Origin of the sequence: Bradyrhizobium sp. ORS 86 (genome assembly GCF_045571475.1) — a bacterium.
Taxonomy (GTDB): domain Bacteria; phylum Pseudomonadota; class Alphaproteobacteria; order Rhizobiales; family Xanthobacteraceae; genus Bradyrhizobium.
The window spans coordinates 4,176,299-4,193,124 of sequence record NZ_CP120699.1 but is presented as its reverse complement, the minus strand read 5'-3'; the positions used below and the strand labels follow the sequence as shown (position 1 = coordinate 4,193,124).

Annotated in this window: 14 protein-coding genes and 1 tRNA gene; 9 read left to right on the top strand and 6 right to left on the bottom strand. The window is 63.0% G+C overall.

Annotated elements, in window-relative coordinates:
- Positions 1 to 122 precede the first annotated feature (122 nt).
- From P6U25_RS19545 to P6U25_RS19530, 4 genes are all read left to right on the top strand, one after another.
- Positions 123 to 788 carry a cold-shock protein gene (locus P6U25_RS19545; protein ID WP_407146389.1) on the top strand — a complete coding sequence of 222 codons (666 nt, stop codon included), beginning with the start codon at positions 123 to 125 and terminating at the stop codon, positions 786 to 788.
- Positions 789 to 914: 126 nt separating this feature from the next.
- A complete protein-coding gene (locus tag P6U25_RS19540) occupies positions 915 to 1,394 on the top strand; it encodes a DUF192 domain-containing protein (RefSeq protein ID WP_407146388.1) in 480 nt (159 codons plus the stop codon).
- Between the two features lie 65 nt (positions 1,395 to 1,459).
- Positions 1,460 to 1,536 (top strand) — tRNA-Pro (locus tag P6U25_RS19535).
- Between the two features lie 149 nt (positions 1,537 to 1,685).
- Positions 1,686 to 2,462, top strand: coding sequence for a cyclase family protein (locus P6U25_RS19530; protein ID WP_407146387.1), 777 nt, complete (start codon positions 1,686 to 1,688; stop codon positions 2,460 to 2,462).
- A 318-nt stretch (positions 2,463 to 2,780) separates the two neighbouring features.
- Here P6U25_RS19530 and P6U25_RS19525 read toward each other — a convergent pair whose 3' ends face one another.
- Positions 2,781 to 3,050, bottom strand: coding sequence for a hypothetical protein (locus tag P6U25_RS19525; RefSeq protein ID WP_407146386.1), 270 nt, complete (start codon positions 3,048 to 3,050; stop codon positions 2,781 to 2,783).
- 369 nt (positions 3,051 to 3,419) lie between these two features.
- On the opposite strand from P6U25_RS19525, the gene P6U25_RS19520 reads away from it, so the two are divergent.
- Complete coding sequence (locus P6U25_RS19520) at positions 3,420 to 5,243, top strand: carbamoyltransferase (RefSeq protein WP_407146385.1); 1,824 nt, start codon at positions 3,420 to 3,422, stop codon at positions 5,241 to 5,243.
- A 33-nt stretch (positions 5,244 to 5,276) separates the two neighbouring features.
- Here P6U25_RS19520 and P6U25_RS19515 read toward each other — a convergent pair whose 3' ends face one another.
- Positions 5,277 to 6,743 (bottom strand): SagB family peptide dehydrogenase, encoded by a 1,467-nt coding sequence (locus P6U25_RS19515; RefSeq protein WP_407146384.1) that lies wholly within the window; start codon positions 6,741 to 6,743, stop codon positions 5,277 to 5,279.
- A 12-nt stretch (positions 6,744 to 6,755) separates the two neighbouring features.
- A complete protein-coding gene (locus tag P6U25_RS19510; protein WP_407146383.1) occupies positions 6,756 to 9,008 on the bottom strand; it encodes a TOMM precursor leader peptide-binding protein in 2,253 nt (750 codons plus the stop codon).
- 837 nt (positions 9,009 to 9,845) lie between these two features.
- Here P6U25_RS19510 and P6U25_RS19505 point away from each other — a divergent pair.
- Positions 9,846 to 10,742 carry a VOC family protein gene (locus P6U25_RS19505; RefSeq protein ID WP_407146382.1) on the top strand — a complete coding sequence of 299 codons (897 nt, stop codon included), beginning with the start codon at positions 9,846 to 9,848 and terminating at the stop codon, positions 10,740 to 10,742.
- On the opposite strand, the gene P6U25_RS19500 is transcribed toward P6U25_RS19505, so the two are convergent.
- Complete coding sequence (locus tag P6U25_RS19500) at positions 10,739 to 11,908, bottom strand: OpgC domain-containing protein (protein WP_407146381.1); 1,170 nt, start codon at positions 11,906 to 11,908, stop codon at positions 10,739 to 10,741. The two genes, P6U25_RS19505 and P6U25_RS19500, sit on opposite strands and share 4 nt — an antisense overlap.
- 223 nt (positions 11,909 to 12,131) lie before the next feature.
- Here P6U25_RS19500 and P6U25_RS19495 point away from each other — a divergent pair, with 223 nt between their 5' ends.
- On the top strand, positions 12,132 to 12,437 hold the full coding sequence (locus P6U25_RS19495; RefSeq protein ID WP_407146380.1) for an ETC complex I subunit: 306 nt from the start codon (positions 12,132 to 12,134) through the stop codon (positions 12,435 to 12,437).
- A 6-nt stretch (positions 12,438 to 12,443) separates the two neighbouring features.
- Here P6U25_RS19495 and P6U25_RS19490 read toward each other — a convergent pair whose 3' ends face one another.
- Together P6U25_RS19490 and P6U25_RS19485 are read right to left on the bottom strand one after the other, a co-directional pair.
- Entirely contained in the window at positions 12,444 to 12,941 is a 498-nt protein-coding gene (locus P6U25_RS19490) for an Lrp/AsnC family transcriptional regulator (RefSeq protein WP_407146379.1), read from the bottom strand.
- On the bottom strand, positions 12,938 to 13,600 hold the full coding sequence (locus tag P6U25_RS19485; RefSeq protein ID WP_407146378.1) for a TetR/AcrR family transcriptional regulator: 663 nt from the start codon (positions 13,598 to 13,600) through the stop codon (positions 12,938 to 12,940). The genes P6U25_RS19490 and P6U25_RS19485 overlap by 4 nt, the downstream gene beginning before the upstream one ends.
- Before the next feature lie 195 nt (positions 13,601 to 13,795).
- Between P6U25_RS19485 and P6U25_RS19480 the strand changes: the two genes are divergently transcribed.
- Together P6U25_RS19480 and P6U25_RS19475 are read left to right on the top strand one after the other, a co-directional pair.
- Complete coding sequence (locus P6U25_RS19480) at positions 13,796 to 14,968, top strand: isovaleryl-CoA dehydrogenase (RefSeq protein WP_407146377.1); 1,173 nt, start codon at positions 13,796 to 13,798, stop codon at positions 14,966 to 14,968.
- A 251-nt stretch (positions 14,969 to 15,219) separates the two neighbouring features.
- On the top strand, positions 15,220 to 16,824 hold the full coding sequence (locus P6U25_RS19475; protein ID WP_407146376.1) for a carboxyl transferase domain-containing protein: 1,605 nt from the start codon (positions 15,220 to 15,222) through the stop codon (positions 16,822 to 16,824).
- The last annotated feature ends 2 nt before the right edge of the window (positions 16,825 to 16,826 follow it).

Here is a 16,826-nt window from a genome sequence, read left to right as displayed (position 1 = left end):
CGGAGTGTTATCTTTTGATTCGAGATTCGCGCAGCGTTCTCGTGAGTTGGTCATGAGTAGCAGCGTGTTCAGGCGTCGCCGTAACGACGGCAAATTGCAATTGAAGTGTGGGGTCCGGGGTCATGGGGTCGGACGGATTTGAGTCCAAGAAGCTCGGCGGACCGCCGGCGAGCGGAAGCGGGCAGAACAGATTTGGATCGGGTGAGTACGCAAGCGGTGCGCCGCGCGATCCGGCAATCGACGCATTCTCTGGTCTTGGCGACGCCGCGGCCAACCTCGTCGAGATTTCCGGCGTCATCAAGTGGTTCGACGCCTCGAAGGGTTACGGCTTCATCGTTCCCGACAATGGCTGGCCCGACGTGCTGCTGCACGTGACGGTGCTGCGGCGCGACGGCTATCAGACCGCCTATGAAGGCGCGCGCCTCGTGGTTGAATGCGTGCAGCGCGCGAAGGGCTATCAGGCTTTCCGCATCGTCTCCATGGACGAGTCGACGGCGATCCACCCGGCGCAGATGTTGCCGCCGCGAACGCACGTGACCGTGACTCCGACCAGCGGGCTCGAGCGCGCGCAGGTCAAGTGGTTCAACCGGCTGCGCGGCTTCGGCTTCCTGACCTGCGGGGAAGGCACGCCGGATATCTTCGTTCACATGGAAACGCTGCGTCGGTTCGGCATGACCGAACTCCGCCCCGGTCAATATGTGCTGGTGCGGTTCGGGCCCGGCTCCAAGGGCATGATGGCCGCCGAGATTCATCCCGAGAGCGGCCCGTCTGCACTGTCGTCGCACTAGCCATGGGCGAGGAGATCGGCCTGACGGAAACGTGAGCAGTCAGGCGGTCCCCGAGGCTCTGGCATTTGCCGCAATCGTCGGGTTAGGGTCCGCCCGGACAAAATCTCCCGACGTGAGTACTTATCGATGAATTTTGATCGTGTTGGTGAGCGGCTCCGCCCTTGGCTGGTGGCCGCGCTCGTCATGCTGTTCGGCGCGCTGGCCGGGCCGCGGGCCCAGGCCGCGACTTTCGAGCCGCTCGAGATCGTCACCAAATCAGGCGTTCACGTCTTCTCCGTCGAGCTCGCGACGACCGAGCAGGAGAAGGAAACCGGCCTGATGTACCGCAAGGAGCTCGCCGACGGCAAAGGCATGCTGTTCGACTTCTCGCCGGAGCAGGAGGTGTCGATGTGGATGAAAAACACCTATATCTCGCTCGACATGATCTTCATTCGCGCCGATGGCCGGATCCTGCGCATCGCCGAGAATACCGAGCCGATGTCGACGAAGATCATTCCCTCGCGAGGGCTCGCGAAGGGCGTCCTGGAGGTGATCGCGGGGACCGCGCAAAAATACGGCATCCAGCCGGGCGACCGGGTGGCCCATCCCCTGTTCAAGGGCCGCTGAAAGTCCTGACAGGGTGCCTTGCTGGCGCCGGTTTATGCGTGTATCGACAGGCTTCTCGGAAATATCGGGGTATAGCGCAGCCTGGTAGCGCGGCAGTTTTGGGTACTGCAGGTCAGAGGTTCGAATCCTCTTGCCCCGACCATCTCATCTCGGTCGTCCAACGCTGTTTGAGCGGCCAATCTTGCCCCATGTGCCCGCGCGCGATCCGGTCGAGCCGTTGTGGCTTGCCGATCAAACGAGCGGGCTGGCATGGTGAGGCCGTCCCGACAAGAACAATCCGTGAGGACCGCCATGGCGCGCAGACTGATCGATATCTCCGTTCCCCTGCAGAATGACGTTCCGGCCGATCCGCCCGGCAATCACCCGACCATCCAGTACATCGACCACCAGCAGGGCCTGCCCCGCATGTTGCAGTTTTTCGAGGGATTGAAGGCCGAGGATCTGCCGGACGGGCAGGGCTGGGCCGTCGAGCAGGTCGCGCTCTCCACCCACAACGGCACGCACCTCGACGCACCCTGGCATTTCCATCCGACCATGAACCGCGGCGAGCGGTCCTGGACCATCGACGAGGTGCCGCTGGAGTGGTGTTTCCAGCCGGGCGTGAAGCTCGACTTCCGGCATCTGCCGGATGGTTACGTCGCAACCGCGCAGGACGTTGAGGCCGAGCTCAAGCGCGTCGGCCACACGCTGTCACCGCTGGAGATCGTCGTCGTCAACACCAGCGCCGGCGCCAAATACGGTCGCCCTGAGTACGTCAATTCGGGTTGTGGCATGGGCTATGAGGCGACGATGTATCTGCTCGAGCGGGGTGTGCGGCTGACCGGCATTGACGGCTGGAGCTGGGATGCGCCGTTTGTTTACACCGCGAAGAAGTACGCCGAGACGAAGGACGCCAGCCTGATCTGGGAAGGTCACAAGGCCGGGCGGCACATCGGCTACTGCCACATCGAAAAGCTGCACAATCTCGAGCAGCTTCCGTCCACCGGCTTCATGGTGTCGTGCTTCCCGGTGAAGATCGAGCGCGCGTCGGCGGGATGGACGAGGGCGGTCGCGATCATCGATGGCTAGCCTTGCCATCGCATTGCGGGAACATCGGCGTGCCGATCATTACTGGTGGATTGTTGCCTCGCGGCTACAGCCTTAGGCTCTCAAATCTGCTCTCATACACGCAGTGGTCGTAAGCGTGATCGACGACCACCGGGCAGGCGGCTCGCCGTCGATTTCATGGCTTCCGCAGTTCTCTCCCGTGGACTGGAGCCCCGGCGTCATCCGGGGCTCTTTCTTGCCCGGCAAGCGGAAATCCCTTGGCATAAAAAAATCAGGTGCGCCGGGACCGGCGTACCTGACGTCGTGTTGTGGATTTCGGTTACGCGGCGCCGGAGGCTGTTACCACCGACAGACGCGAACGCCGCGCGGGGTCCACCAGCAACGGGGGCCGGGCGCGTAGTAGCCGCGGGGATAGTAGCCACGGCCGCGGTAGCCCCAGCCGCCGCGGTAGCCCCAACCGCCGCGATAGCCCCAGCCGCGTCCGCGCCATTGCGCCTGTGCCGGCGTCGTCGTCGCGCCCAACAGAATGGCGGACGAACTCGCGACATAGACGAACAGCAAAGCGATCGCCGCCAGGCAGCGCGTCAGGACATTGTAGCGTTTCGTCATTCCAGAATCTCCAGATCACTTCCAGACATCAGCAGCGATGCTGGCTGTCTTGCTTAGACGCGCGAGACCGACACTCGGTTCCGATGCGTTAAGACAATATCTTCACTAAGGTTCTTGCGAGTTTTCGCGAGTCTATTGAGACGATCAGATCGGGTCAAGTTACTGGAGGGGTGGCGATGGATGATCGCGTTGCTGAGTTGATCTTGTCGTTCATCTGCCGTTCATTCTGTTCATCTTGATCTGCGGTCGATTTGATTTGTGCGGCGCCGAAACCGAAATTAGGAGCGCCGAGGAATCCACCACGAGAACTTGAAGTCGACACGATCGTCGTTTTGTGAACATTGCGAGCCGCCCCTCCGAAGAGTGTCCATGCCCAAACAACACACCTACGTCCTTGGTCTCAACAGCTACGACCATGATGTGAGCGCCTGTCTGCTGCGCGACGGCGCCATTGCGTTTGCAATCTCCAAGGAACGGATCACCCGGGAGAAGCACGCGTCCGGGTTCTACAAGGAGGTGATCGACTATTGCCTCGCGGCCGAGGGCATTGCGCTCGACGACGTCGACCTCATCGTGCGCAACAGCTACATCCTGCCGGTGCCGGAGATGGAAGAGCGGCTTGTTCATCAGGATATGCCGGGATTCCTGCCGATCGCCGAGCGGGACGAGGCGATGAAGCATCCGCTGTTTCGCGCCAAGTCTGACAAGGTGGTGTCGATCTCGCATCATCTCGCGCACGCCTACAGCGCGTTCGCGGTCTCGCCGTTCCGGGACGGGGTGGTGATGATCGTCGATGGCGTCGGCAACTACCGGTCCGATGCGATGGAGCCCTATCCATCCGACGATGGCGGCAGCCCGCTGGCGCGCGAATCCGAGAGCTACTACAGGTTCGACGGCGTCCGGGTTGAATGCCTGAAGAAGGTCTTCATGGAGCCGGCCCGCGGCCTGCTGAGCGACGAATTCTACAACATGCCGGGTCTTGGCGCGCTGTACAGTCGTGTCTCGACTTACGTGTTCGGCGACTGGAACAAGTGCGGCGAGCTGATGGGGCTTGCGCCCTACGGGCGGCGCGAGCAGGTCGGCCATCTGCTCGAGATGACCGACGGCAAGTTGAAGGTGCCATTCTGGACCGCCGAGAACCAGCAGCCCTATGTGCTCGACAGCGGCAGTTGGGAGAAGAGCCCGGCAATGCGGCACTGGAAGGACATCGCCTGGCGCGTGCAGGACGACACGGAAAATGTGCTGCTGGCGCGTGCACGCTGGCTGCGCGAGACCACGGGAGCGAAGAACCTTTGCATCGCCGGCGGCGTCGCGTTGAACTGCGTGGCCAACGGACGCATCGCGCGCGAAGCAGGCTTCGAGAATATCTGGATTCAGCCGGCCGCCGGCGACGACGGCATCGCGATCGGCTGCGCATACTACGGCTGGCTGGAGGTGCTCAAGCAGCCCCGTTGTTTCGTGATGGATCACGCCTATGTCGGCCGGCCCTACAGCGACAACGAGGTGGCGGCAGCGTTGCGGAATTTTCTGGTCCGCATCCAGATCGACGCCAGGCGCAGCGACAACATCTGCCGCGACACTGCCAGGCTGCTCGCCGATCAGCGCGTGATCGGCTGGTTTCAAGGGCGGTCGGAATTCGGCCCGCGCGCGCTCGGCAACCGCAGCCTGATCGCCGATCCGCGCCGGGCCGAGATGAAGGATATTCTCAACAGCCGGGTCAAGCACCGGCAGGCGTTTCGGCCGTTCGCGCCGATCGTGCTGACGGAGCGCATGAAGGAGGTTTTCGAAGGGGAGGAGGACTCGCCCTTCATGCTGATCGCCAAGCCGGTCCGGCCGGAATGGCGCGACAGGATTCCGGGGATCGTGCACGTCGACGGCTCGGCGCGCGTGCAGAGCGTGCGGGAGGCGACCAACCCGATGCTGTATCGCCTCTTGAAGGAGTTCGAGGCGCTCACCGGCGTGCCGGTGCTGATCAACACCTCCTTTAACGTCAAGGGCGAGCCGATCATCGAGACGCCTGAGGACGCCGTAAGCTGCTTCCTCACCACGGGCATCGACAACCTCGTGATGCACGACACGCTGGTGTCGAAGAATCGGATGCACAAGATCGTTGCGCCGGTCGTGAAGACGTTTGGCGACGTCACGACCATCGTCGCGGCGACCGCCCCGCCAGAGGGCGGACGCGCCGGCTGATGCGCTTCGCGTGCGCGACGCGCGAAGCGGGGACTATGACGGCGCGGGCGGCTCGATACCGCGCCCCAACGCGAACTGGCCGACCGGGCCCTCGACGTGAAACTCGAGGCCGGTCATTTTCGCGAACAGGTCGATATTGGTGGTGCCGATCGCACAGCCGCCGAGATCGAGGTCCGTCGCCATCAGATACAGCGTCTGGGTCAGGACGCCGACGTCCTTCAGGATCAGCGCATAGGCGATGGCGCTGTACTTCCAGGAGATCCGGCCAAAGCGCGTCGCGATCGTGATCAGGATCTGCGGTGGAGACGGCGCGTCCATGGCAAATGCCGCGCTTTGCAGCATGGCCTCGAACTGTTGCGGCTGAACCTCGATGGCCGTCAGCGCGTGGGCATCGGCATCATAGTGATAGAATCCCCGCGCCAGGCCATCGCAATTGGCAATGGTCAGATAGAGCTCAAGCTCGTAGGCGCTGCCGGCCGCGGGATATGGCCTTGCTGTATATTCATGCTCGACGTCGGGAGCGTGGTCCGTGAACTCAAGCTGGCTGCGCCATTTCGATCGGACGCGCGCGGCTCCGTTGAGGAGGATTGAAAGCTCACTCAGCGCGATCGGTTTCCGGTCGTCGAAATCGCGCGTGGAATGCCTTTCGTACAGCAGCCTTTCGAATGGCGAGGCGATCCGGTCGGGCGGCGGCAGCCTGACGGTCGTGCCAGGCCAGGCAGGCCGGATTGCGGGAAGTGGCGAGATCACTCCGGTGTGCGGGTAGAGGCCGCCGAGTGGATTTGCCTGCCGGCCCTCGGTGCTGCGGGCATGGAAAAGCAGGTCGTGAAAATCCCAGAGGACCAGGGCGTCGTCTCCCTCGGCCTGCCGAAGCGTGTCGCGCTTGGCCGCCTCGACCGTGAAGAGAATCTGGCAATCCAGCAGCAGCGCGAGCAGCGCCGGCCCCGGAGAATCGTTCCGCCGCCGGATGCGGCCGATCGGTTGTGGTGTGACGAGCATCGTGAGCAGGCTCGCGATCCGTGGATCGCATATTCTGAACACAGCAGCAGCCCGCGGCGATTCCAGCACCATCTCGGTCCCGCGCCGGCGCAAATAGGCGAAGCGCGACAGGGCAATCATTGTCGCATCGCTCAGCTTTTGGATCTGCGGCCAATAGTCGGGCGTTTGCGGCTCGATCACCGCCAGGTCTTTGGTGTCTTGTGCGCTCCGCAGGCAGTACTCCACGAGGCCGCGGCGCGCCAGTTGCCGGACCAGGCGCGCGACGTCGCGCTCGATCTCGTCGCCTTCGGGGGACAGAGAGGGGAGTGGCAAGCCGTCCCGCAGCGCTTTTGCGCGCATCGCTGCCGCGGCGCTGAACTTGCCGAGCGGCTCCGGATAGCCGTCGACGTTTGCGGCCGTGCTGCCGTCGGCCTGAGCATCCAACGCGACGCGTGGATTGAGCCGAACGAGCAGCAACGACAGCGCGGTGCCTTGCGATCTCTTTCCTCTGGCTGCGGGCACGCCGGTATTACCTCAGGTGTGCGGGAGGAATGGCGTCAATTCGCTTTCCGGCGTTGGTCGATCGCGCAAACCGAGCTTGACGGGCACATCATAGAGCCGTCCCGGCGCGAAGCGGCGATAGAAATGACGCATGCCGGGAACGATGACCCTCACCACGGGAACCTCGACGTCCGGCCGGGTCTGGTCGAGAACGAGGAAGTCCATACCCGCGCGCGCGGCGATGTTGACGCAGGCATCGACCTGCGCCCGCGTATTGTCGAGCGGCAGGTTTGAAGCGACCGCCGGTGGCGCGATTGGGTTCGGGCTTGGAAGCAGGAACGGATACTCTTCGAGCCGCAGCGGATTGATGCCATCGAGGCTCGGCTTCTCGCCGCTGCCGCCGCCCATCAATCCGATCGACAGGAACTGATTCAGCTCCGTCAACGACCGCAGCAACGCGATGCGCGGATCGAAGTGGGCGCCGGATCCGAACTCGATGTTCTCCTGTCCGTTCTGCATCCAGTGCACGATCGCGACATAGGCTGGCACGCCGAGATCGCTCGTGATATCGAGCACCCAGAGCCGGCGACCGGATTCCTCGAGCTGGATTTTGAGATCGTGGACATAGGAGTCGTCGAACTTGTTGAGGTCGACCTCCGCCCGCTGCGATCGGTTGTACCACCAGATCGCGTAGGCGTCGCGCTCCATCAATTCGAGGAAGCCCTGCACGATTGCTTCCTCGCGCGTATTGCCGGCCGCGCAGCCGTTGGAATCGGCGGCAAAGGGCGCTGGACCGTCGTAGAAGAAATACAACAAGCTTGTCGGAACATGTCTGAACCGCTTGTCGCGCAGCGACCAGACCGGTGACCACTCGATCCGCGCCGACGTATCAAACGGCTCGGGAGCCGGCTGGGTGTGGTGTGAATCGTGGTCGTTCGGTAGCGCTCGGGTGCGGTATTGCTCGTCGCTGAAGAGCAGGATGTCGTTGGGTCGGATCGCATCGCCCGAAGGAAAGTCCGTGAAGCGCTTCCGGACCCGGATCTCGTCGCCTTGAAAGATTCCCGAGTAGCGCTCGATCGCCTCCATCAGCGCGCTGGCTTCGCCTTGTTCGGCGGTGCTGCCCTTGCCGAAGCTGCCGCCGCTTAGGCCCGCCCGAAGCTCGTCGAGACTTTGCGCCGGCGCGGAGAAATTATGCTGGGCGTAGAAATTGGTATTCATCGGCAGATCGACGTCGATCCGCTCCAGCCGTTTCACTACGCCGGTGAGGGGGCTGACATGCTTCCTGAACCGCGCCACCGTGGCGCGTGACGACACCGTGCGGTAGCCGCCGCTGGTCATGACTAGCCTGGCGCCCGGTCCCAGTTCGACCGGCTGGGCCGCGCGCCGCGGGTTCTGTAGTTGCTTGCTGCCGCATGTCGGACATTGCGGGCGCGCCGCCACATAGTGCCTGGCGATGGTCGCGCCCAGCAGGTCGAGGCTTATGATGTGATTGTGCAGGTCGGTGCGAAAGCCGCTGGCGATCGCCTTGGCGATCTCGATCGCCGCGAACTGGACGCCGCTCTGCCCGACCATGTGCTGCGCAAGCGGAGAGACCGCAACGGGCGGCACTGCGCCGCGATCGAGAAATCCCTTGATCTCGCGGTTGCGGATCATTCGATCGAACAGGCAGGTCCAGCATGCGGTCTCGCCCGGCTTGAAGATCGGGCCGACAAGCGGAAACACGCCGGAAAGCTGCACCAGCAACCACGCGGACTTTCCGGAGACGCGCTCGAGGTTGCGCTCAGCAAGGCGCCGATCGAGATAGTCGTTCACCAGCGTCACGGTCAGGTCGGGTGATGTCTTGACGATGCGAACGCCCAGGTCCCGCAGCGCCTGGCTCAATTCGGCCGCGCCCTTGACGTCGATCGTCTCGATCCGCACCCGGCAAGTCTGAAGGTTTTGCCCTGCAACCGCGCCCGGCAGGCCGAGGCTCGCCCAGAGCCCGTCGACGGCGTTGACGACGACCGGCGGCTTCATGATGGCATAGCGGCGCTCAATCAGCCGCTTGATGGCCTCGTCGATCTTGTCAGGCGGAAATGTCCGCCCAAGCTTATCGGCGAGCTTGGCAACGCTGCACCCGTTCTTGCCGATTGCCGCTACGAGGGCACAATAAAGCTCGCCATGAAGAAAGAATTTGCGGTCTTCCGAGTAGAGGCAGACAACGTCGGGAGGCAGCACGTAGGCTGTGAAGTTCGGTGCGAATTGCAGGACGTCCTTATTCGCCTGCTGAGCGGTTTTTCTGGGCAAGGAAGCGTTCCTGTGCAACGTGCGAGCCATCTTGCAGATGCGAGGCTGCCGACCTCAACACTTGAGCGGGATGATCCGAACCGCACCGTTCAACGATGCGGGGACAACATGAATTGGCCGGGTTGACGTGTGTCCAACCCGGCCATGGCGAGCGATATGTGTCAACGCAACGCTGTCTAAACTAGCAAAGGCGGCACGCGCCCCATGATAGGCAGCAACCGCCACCGCATCCCCAGCAACCGCCGCATCGGCAGCCACGGCACCCACCGCACCTGCAGCCGCCGCATCGACAGCCACGGCAACCACCGCATCCGCGCCACGCGACCTGAACACCGGCGCTGGTGTCTTCTTTGTCGAACAGGTGGAATGTCGCGAGGCTGACGTCCGCGATCTCTTCTTCACCGAGCGTGATGGCATGCGGTGGCGCGTAGTTCGGAGTTTGTGGCACGTCTGCTGCCGGCACAGCCGATGCGGATGCACCTCCCACCAGTGAGAAGGTCAATCCGGCTGCACCCAAGGCAGGCACAGCAGTCTTGGTCACACGCTTACTCTTGGGGATTTGCTTCGCGCGTGGCATAGTCGCATCCTCCATTCTTGACGTGTTATCGAATTCGGCCCTGGTGTAATTTTACAATCCAGTGTCGCACCGTGCAAGGCGCGCAGCGCACACACACTCGCGAGCTTCATCGCGTCGCATCTTGTCGTTCATCTTCGCAAAGTGGTTCATCTTGATGAACGAGATCATCAAGCGCCGCTGTTACCCAGCCACAATCATCGAGGACACGAGAAGTTGCATGCTGCGTTGCAATTATCCTGATCTCGAAGCAAGGAGTTGGCATGGCGGATGAAGGCGCAGGCTTCGCGTGGTACGAGCTACTGACCACCGACGTCGCTGAGGCCAGTCGCTTTTACGGCAGCGTCCTCGGCTGGGAGGCGAAAGACGCGTCCACACCTGGGCTTCCTTACAAATTGTTTCTAATTGGCGAGCTTCCTCGGGGCGGGCTGATGGAGCTGCCTGAGGAGGGCAGGCGGCAGGGCGCGACACCGCGCTGGGTTGGGTATGTCAGTGTCGATGATATCGAGCTGACGGTCCGTCGCATTCAGGATCTTGGCGGGGCCATCTATGTGCCGCCGACCAGCACCAATATCGGCCGCGTCTCGATCGTCGCCGATCCGCAACGCGCGACGTTTGGATTGGTCAGTGGATCGACGGTTGCTTCGCTCTCGGTCGAAGGGCTCGATGCGCCCGGTCGTGTCGGCTGGCACGAGTTGCTCGCAGCCGACTGGCGAAAGGCGTTCGGCTTTTACAGCGAGGTCTTTGGCTGGCAGCAAGTCGAAAGCGGCGTCCCCGCCGCCGAGCCCTATCAGTTGTTCTCGGCCGGTGGGCCGACCATCGGCGGAATCTTCAACAAGCGACCGCTCGAGCCGATCGCGTTCTGGCTCTACTATTTCAACGTTGACGACGTCGACGCCGCCATCGCGCGGGTCAAGGCCGGCGGCGGACGGGTTTATGAGGGACCGCTCGAACTGCCGGACGGGAGCTGGATCGTGCGTTGCCTCGATCCGCAGGGGGCCACATTTGCCCTGGAGGGGTCGCGACGTCCCGACCGGATTGCGGAAGCGCCGGCCGCCGAATATCGCTGGACCGCTACCTGGGACGCGTTCTCATCAAAAGGCAGGTGGCGGAGCGGCCAGCCGGGTGGTCGCCGGACAGGCGAGGGGAACGATGGTTAGCCCGCCTGGGCTGATGACACGGGCGACTTGGCGGGCGCCGGCGGTTTGACAGGCTTGTCCTGCCGCTTCGACCAAGAGATGTAGTAGGCCACGATCGTCATGATCGCGATTCCGGAAATGCTGACGAAGATCTGGGCGAACAGCGAGCCGGAGCTCATCGACAGTTCGAAATGGCCGACGAAGGACAGAAACACGCCGACACAAAAGACGGCGAGCGATTGCTGGCCGCACACGATCAGCGGATCGAACACCTTCCACTCCAGCGCCGCCCAGTCCTTCGGCACGAAGCGGATCACCAGCACCACGATCACGGCGAAGTGCAGGAAGCGATAGGGCGCGAGGTTGGTCTTGTCGTTCGGATTGAAGGCCGAATAGAGCCAGTCCGGGAACATCGCGCCGAATTCCGGGAAGCGTCCGGCCATGGTCATGATCAACGCAAAGATCAAATAGGCGACACAGAACCAGAGGGTGTAGCGCGAATTGATGATGTGCATGTTGCGCCGCGCGCCGCCGAGCGCGCACCATGACCCGAACACGAACAGCACCTGCCAGCAGAACGGATTGAAGTACCAGGTCCCAGCCGGATAGGCCGGCAAGTTCCAGCCCATGTGCCGCGACACCAGCCACAGCACCAGCGAGGCCAGCATGGTCCAGTTCGGCTGCCGCAACATGAACCACAGCACCGGCGGGAATAGTCCCATCAGCACGATATAAAGCGGCAGGACGTCGAGGTTGACCGGCTTGAACTTGAGGAACAGGCCCTGCCGCAGCGTCTCGGTCGCGTTGTCGACGAGACCCGCGACGTTGAATTCGTTGATCATTTCGGAATCGCCGAAGCGCAGCGCAAGGTAGCTGATCGAGGCGATATAGATCACGAACAGGATGATGTGAGCGACATAGAGTTGCCAGACGCGCTTGGTCAGCCGCGTGGCGCCGACGATGAACCCGCGTTCCAGCATCATGCGGGCGTAGACGAAGGATGCGGTATAGCCGGAGATGAAAACGAACAGGTCGGCGGCGTCGCTGAACCCGTAGTTCCGCGTCGTGATCCAGTTCACGACGTTGTCGGGGATGTGATCGAGATAGATCGCCCAGTTCGCGATTCCGCGGAATAGGTCGAGCCGGAGGTCACGTCCTTTTTCGGGCAGGGTCGCGTGGATTTCCATGGGGCGCTTCTTCGAGGTGATGCTTCCGAGAAGGCCGCGCTGCTGGCCGCGGAAAGCCCCGAGGCCCAGATTGTCACAGCGCGGTAGAATGACTATACCGGTCCGGCGAAGGTAATACCCGGGACGAGGAATCACCGATCACATCGCTGAACGGTGTCAGTATACTATCCCGGCGATTTCCTCCAATCGCTTGATGTCGCATACCCACGAGGCCCGACCATCCATGACCGCACGCATTTTTAAGCCCGCCAAAAACGCGATGCAATCGGGACGTGCCAAGACCAAGGATTGGCAACTGGACTACGAGCCGGAGCAGCCGCGCACCGTGGAGCCGCTGATGGGCTGGACCTCGTCGACCGACATGAAGCAGCAGCTCTCGCTCCGGTTCGAGACCAAGGAAGAAGCTATCGCCTATTGCGAGCGCAAGGGCATCGCCTATCAGGTGATCGAGCCGCAGGCGTCGGCGCCGCGCCAGATTGCCTATGCCGACAATTTTGCGTTCCGCCGCTGGGAGCCCTGGACCCACTAGGGGCGATTAGGTCGCCGAGCCTGGAGCGGCCGGGCTGCCGGGGATCGGTAGCGGCGCGTCCTTCGAGACGCCGAGCACCGGAAAGCTCCTGATCTTGCGCACGTTCGGCAGGCTTGCGAACTGCAGGAGCTGCTGGCGCATGTCGTCGACATCAGGTGCGACGCATTTGAGCATGAAATCGGCGTCGCCCGAGATCCGCCAGCACTGCAGAAAGCGCGGCACCGCCGCCACGGCGCCCTCGAACGCCTCGATCGCCGAAAGGGTCTGGCTCTCGAGCTGGATCAGGACGAAGGTCGTTACCTCATAGCCCAGAATCCGCTCGTTGAGCGTGGCGCGGACGGCCCGGATCACACCGCTGCTGCGCAGCGCCCTGACCCGGCGCAGGCAGGGTGGGGCGGTGATGCCGACCCGGGCCGCGAGGTCATTGATCCTGATCCGGCCGTCATTTTGCAGTTCGGACAGGATCCTGAGGTCGATGTCGTCGAACGGTTGGCGTTCCGTCACGGGCGCTCACCCGCCACGGCACTGCGGAAACCCGCGCTGCTCTGCCGCGCTTCGCCGACCTCAGTCAACGCTGCGCGGACGCCTGACAGCACCAGCTTCTCGTGGGCCGCGACGATCGCCTCCTTCGTCAACCGGCCTCCGGGGCGATACCAGGTGCACGGCCCGGTCAGCAGTGCCAGGATCGCAAAGGTCGCGACCTGGACGTCGACGACCTCGAAAACGCCTTCGGACACGCCGTCGGTGAGGATCTGAGCCAGCCGCTGCTCGTAGGCGCCGCGCAGCGCTACAATGGTCTCATAGTTCTTCGGCTCCAGACTGCGCAGCTCGGAATTGGCGATGAAGGTCTCACGCTTCCGCGTCATGTGGTAGGTGACGTGGAACGCGACGAAGGCACGCAGCTTTTCGACTGGATCGGCCTTTCCCGCGAGCGCATGATCGAGTTGGCGCAGCAGATCGTTGATGTGGTCCTGCACCAGGTTGAACAGCAGATCCTGCTTGGTGCTGATATGATTGTAGAGCGAGCCGGCCTGGATGCCGACCTCGCTGGCGAGCTGGCGCAGGCTCATTGCCTCATAGCCGTGCTCATAGATCAGGCGCACGCCAGCCTTGCGGATCGCCTCCAGCGTCTTGGGGCCGTGTGAGCCGATCGTGCGTGCCATTAGGCGTCTCGGATGGGGTGTTGGCTTGCTGCGAAGGACCAGAAACAAGCGAACGACCGTATGTTTATCACACGAAATCCGAGCAAATTCAATGCACTGCGGATGTCGCTTGCTGAGCATAACACAGCGACTTGCGATGCCAATAAAAAAACGTATGCTCGTTTAATTGCAGGATGAATCTCTAAGGGAGGGATCATGGCCTCGAACCAGGCGGCAGTGTTCAATTTCGACCTTGGCGAGACCGCAGATGCGATCCGCGAGACGGTACATGATTTCGCCACCAACGAGATCGCGCCGCGGGCGGCCGAGATCGATCGCTCCAACCAGTTTCCGCGCGACCTCTGGCCCAAGCTCGGCGCGCTCGGTCTGCACGGCATTACCGTGGAGGAGGAGTATGGCGGATCCGGCCTCGGCTATCTCGAACATTGCGTCGCGGTGGAGGAGATCTCGCGCGCATCGGCGTCGGTCGGCTTGTCCTATGGCGCCCATTCCAACCTTTGCGTCAACCAGATCCGCCGCAACGGCACCGACACGCAGAAGCGCAAATATCTGCCGAAGCTGATATCGGGCGAGCATGTTGGTTCACTGGCGATGTCGGAACCGTCGGCCGGCTCGGATGTGGTCTCGATGAAAACCCGCGCCGAGAAGAAGGGCGACCGCTTCGTGCTGAACGGCAACAAGATGTGGATCACCAACGGCCCTGTCGCCGATACGCTGGTGGTCTATGCCAAGACCGATCCGAATGCCGGGCCGCGCGGCATCACCGCCTTCATCATCGAGAAGGGCATGAAGGGCTTTTCCACCGCGCAGAAGCTCGACAAGCTCGGCATGCGTGGGTCCGACACCTGCGAACTGGTGTTCGAGGATTGCGAGGTGCCGCAGGAGAACGTGCTGAGCGAGGTCGGCCGCGGCGTCAATGTGTTGATGTCCGGCCTCGACTACGAGCGCGCGGTGCTGGCGGCTGGCCCGATCGGCATCATGCAGGCCTGCATGGATGTGGTGCTGCCCTATGTTCACGAGCGCAAGCAGTTCGGCGAGCCGATCGGCGCGTTCCAGTTGGTGCAGGGCAAGATCGCCGACATGTACACCACGATGAACGCCTCGCGCGCCTATGTCTATGCGGTGGCCAAGGCCTGCGACCGCGGCGAGACCACACGCGAGGACGCCGCCGGCGCGATCCTCTACGCCGCCGAGAAGGCCACCCAATGCGCGCTGGATGCGATCCAGCTCCTGGGCGGCAACGGCTACATCAACGACTATCCGACCGGCCGCCTGCTGCGCGACGCCAAGCTGTACGAGATCGGCGCCGGCACCAGCGAGATCCGTCGCATGCTGATCGGCCGTGAGCTGTTCACCAAGACGGCGTAGCTTTCTCTCCCTCTCCCCGCTCTTCGCGGGGAGAGGGCAGGGGTGAGGGGCTGGAACCGCGTCGGCGGTGACAGATGAGTTCGCGGAGGCTCCCCCTCACCCGGATCGCATCTGTCGACGCGATCCGACCTCTCCCAGCAAGCGGGGCGAGGTGACGCGAGGCTTCCGCGGGACCGCCTATCTAGCCGCCCGGCGCGATGATCTAGTTTGCGCAAGTCCTGACGGTATCACCAACGAGGCCTGCAACGCATATGCTGCTTCATTCGACGATCGATCCGACATCCCAAGAATTTGCCCGTAACGCCGAGGTGATGCGCGGCCTGGTCGCGGAGCTCCGCGACAAGCTCGCTCAAGTCGCCGGCGGCGGGGGCGAGACTTCGCGCAAGCGCCACACCTCGCGCGGCAAGATGCTCGCACGCGATCGCGTCGATCTTCTGATTGATCCCGGCACCGCATTCCTGGAGCTATCGCCGCTCGCCGCTAACGACCTTTATGGCGGCGATGTGCACTCGGCGAGCATCGTCACCGGCATCGGACGCATTTCGGGGCGCGAATGCATCATCGTCGCCAACGACGCCACCATCAAGGGCGGCACCTACTACCCGATGACGGTGAAGAAGCATCTCCGCGCCCAGGACATCGCGCGGCAGAACAACCTGCCTTGCGTCTACATGGTGGATTCCGGCGGTGCGTTCCTGCCGCTACAGGATGAGATCTTTCCCGACGAGCGGCATTTCGGGCGCATCTTCTACAATCAGGCCCAGATGTCTGCGCAGGGCATTCCGCAGATCGCCATCGTGATGGGCTCCTGCACCGCGGGCGGCGCTTACGTGCCGGCGATGTCGGACGAGAGCATCATCGTGCGCAACCAGGGCACGATCTTCCTCGGCGGTCCGCCGCTGGTGAAGGCTGCGACCGGCGAGATCGTCACGGCCGAGGAACTTGGTGGCGCCGATGTTCATTCGCGGCACTCCGGCGTGACCGATCACTACGCGCAGAACGATGCCCATGCGATCGGGATCGCCCGGCGTATCGTCGGTACGCTGAAGCAGCCATCGAAGGCGCCGCTCAACATGCGCGCTCCCCAGGAGCCGCTGTATCCGGCCGAGGAAATCTACGGCGTTGTATCTGCCGACGGCCGCAAGCCGTTCGACGTGCACGACATCATCGCACGGATCGTCGACGGCTCGGAGTTCGACGAGTTCAAGCGGCTCTACGGCGCTACGCTGATCTGCGGCTTTGCGCACATCTGGGGCCATCCGGTCGGGATCATCGCCAACAACGGCATCCTGTTCAGCGAAAGCTCACTGAAGGGCGCGCATTTCATCGAGCTGTGCTGCCAGCGCGGCATTCCGCTGGTGTTCCTGCAGAACATCACCGGCTTCATGGTCGGCAAGAAGTACGAGGCCGGCGGAATCGCCCGCGACGGCGCCAAGCTGGTGACCGCGGTTGCGACCGCCGGCGTGCCGAAATTCACCGTCGTGATCGGCGGCTCCTATGGGGCCGGCAATTACGGCATGTGCGGCCGCGCCTACAGCCCCCGCTTCCTCTGGCTCTGGCCCAATGCGCGCATCTCCGTGATGGGCGGCGAGCAGGCCTCGATGGTGCTGAGCCAGGTTCGCCGCGACAATATCGAGGCCAAGGGCGAGGCCTGGTCGGCGGAGGAGGAAGAGAAATTCCGCGCTCCCATTCGCGCCCAGTATGAGAGCCAGGGCAATCCCTACTACGCCACCGCGCGGCTCTGGGACGACGGTGTGATCGATCCCGCCGATACCCGGCTAGTGCTTGGGCTCGGGCTGTCGGCTGCGGCCAACGCGCCGATCGAGCCGACGAAGTTTGGCCTGTTCAGGATGTGACC

Coding starts and splice junctions, on each gene's coding strand:
- P6U25_RS19530 (WP_407146387.1), top strand. CDS start 1,686: ATGGCGCGCAGACTGATCGATATCTCCGTTCCCCTGCAGAATGACGTT.
- P6U25_RS19525 (WP_407146386.1), bottom strand. CDS start 3,050: ATGACGAAACGCTACAATGTCCTGACGCGCTGCCTGGCGGCGATCGCT.
- P6U25_RS19520 (WP_407146385.1), top strand. CDS start 3,420: ATGCCCAAACAACACACCTACGTCCTTGGTCTCAACAGCTACGACCAT.
- P6U25_RS19480 (WP_407146377.1), top strand. CDS start 13,796: ATGGCCTCGAACCAGGCGGCAGTGTTCAATTTCGACCTTGGCGAGACC.
- P6U25_RS19495 (WP_407146380.1), top strand. CDS start 12,132: ATGACCGCACGCATTTTTAAGCCCGCCAAAAACGCGATGCAATCGGGA.
- P6U25_RS19475 (WP_407146376.1), top strand. CDS start 15,220: ATGCTGCTTCATTCGACGATCGATCCGACATCCCAAGAATTTGCCCGT.
- P6U25_RS19540 (WP_407146388.1), top strand. CDS start 915: ATGAATTTTGATCGTGTTGGTGAGCGGCTCCGCCCTTGGCTGGTGGCC.
- P6U25_RS19500 (WP_407146381.1), bottom strand. CDS start 11,908: ATGGAAATCCACGCGACCCTGCCCGAAAAAGGACGTGACCTCCGGCTC.
- P6U25_RS19505 (WP_407146382.1), top strand. CDS start 9,846: ATGGCGGATGAAGGCGCAGGCTTCGCGTGGTACGAGCTACTGACCACC.
- P6U25_RS19545 (WP_407146389.1), top strand. CDS start 123: ATGGGGTCGGACGGATTTGAGTCCAAGAAGCTCGGCGGACCGCCGGCG.
- P6U25_RS19485 (WP_407146378.1), bottom strand. CDS start 13,600: ATGGCACGCACGATCGGCTCACACGGCCCCAAGACGCTGGAGGCGATC.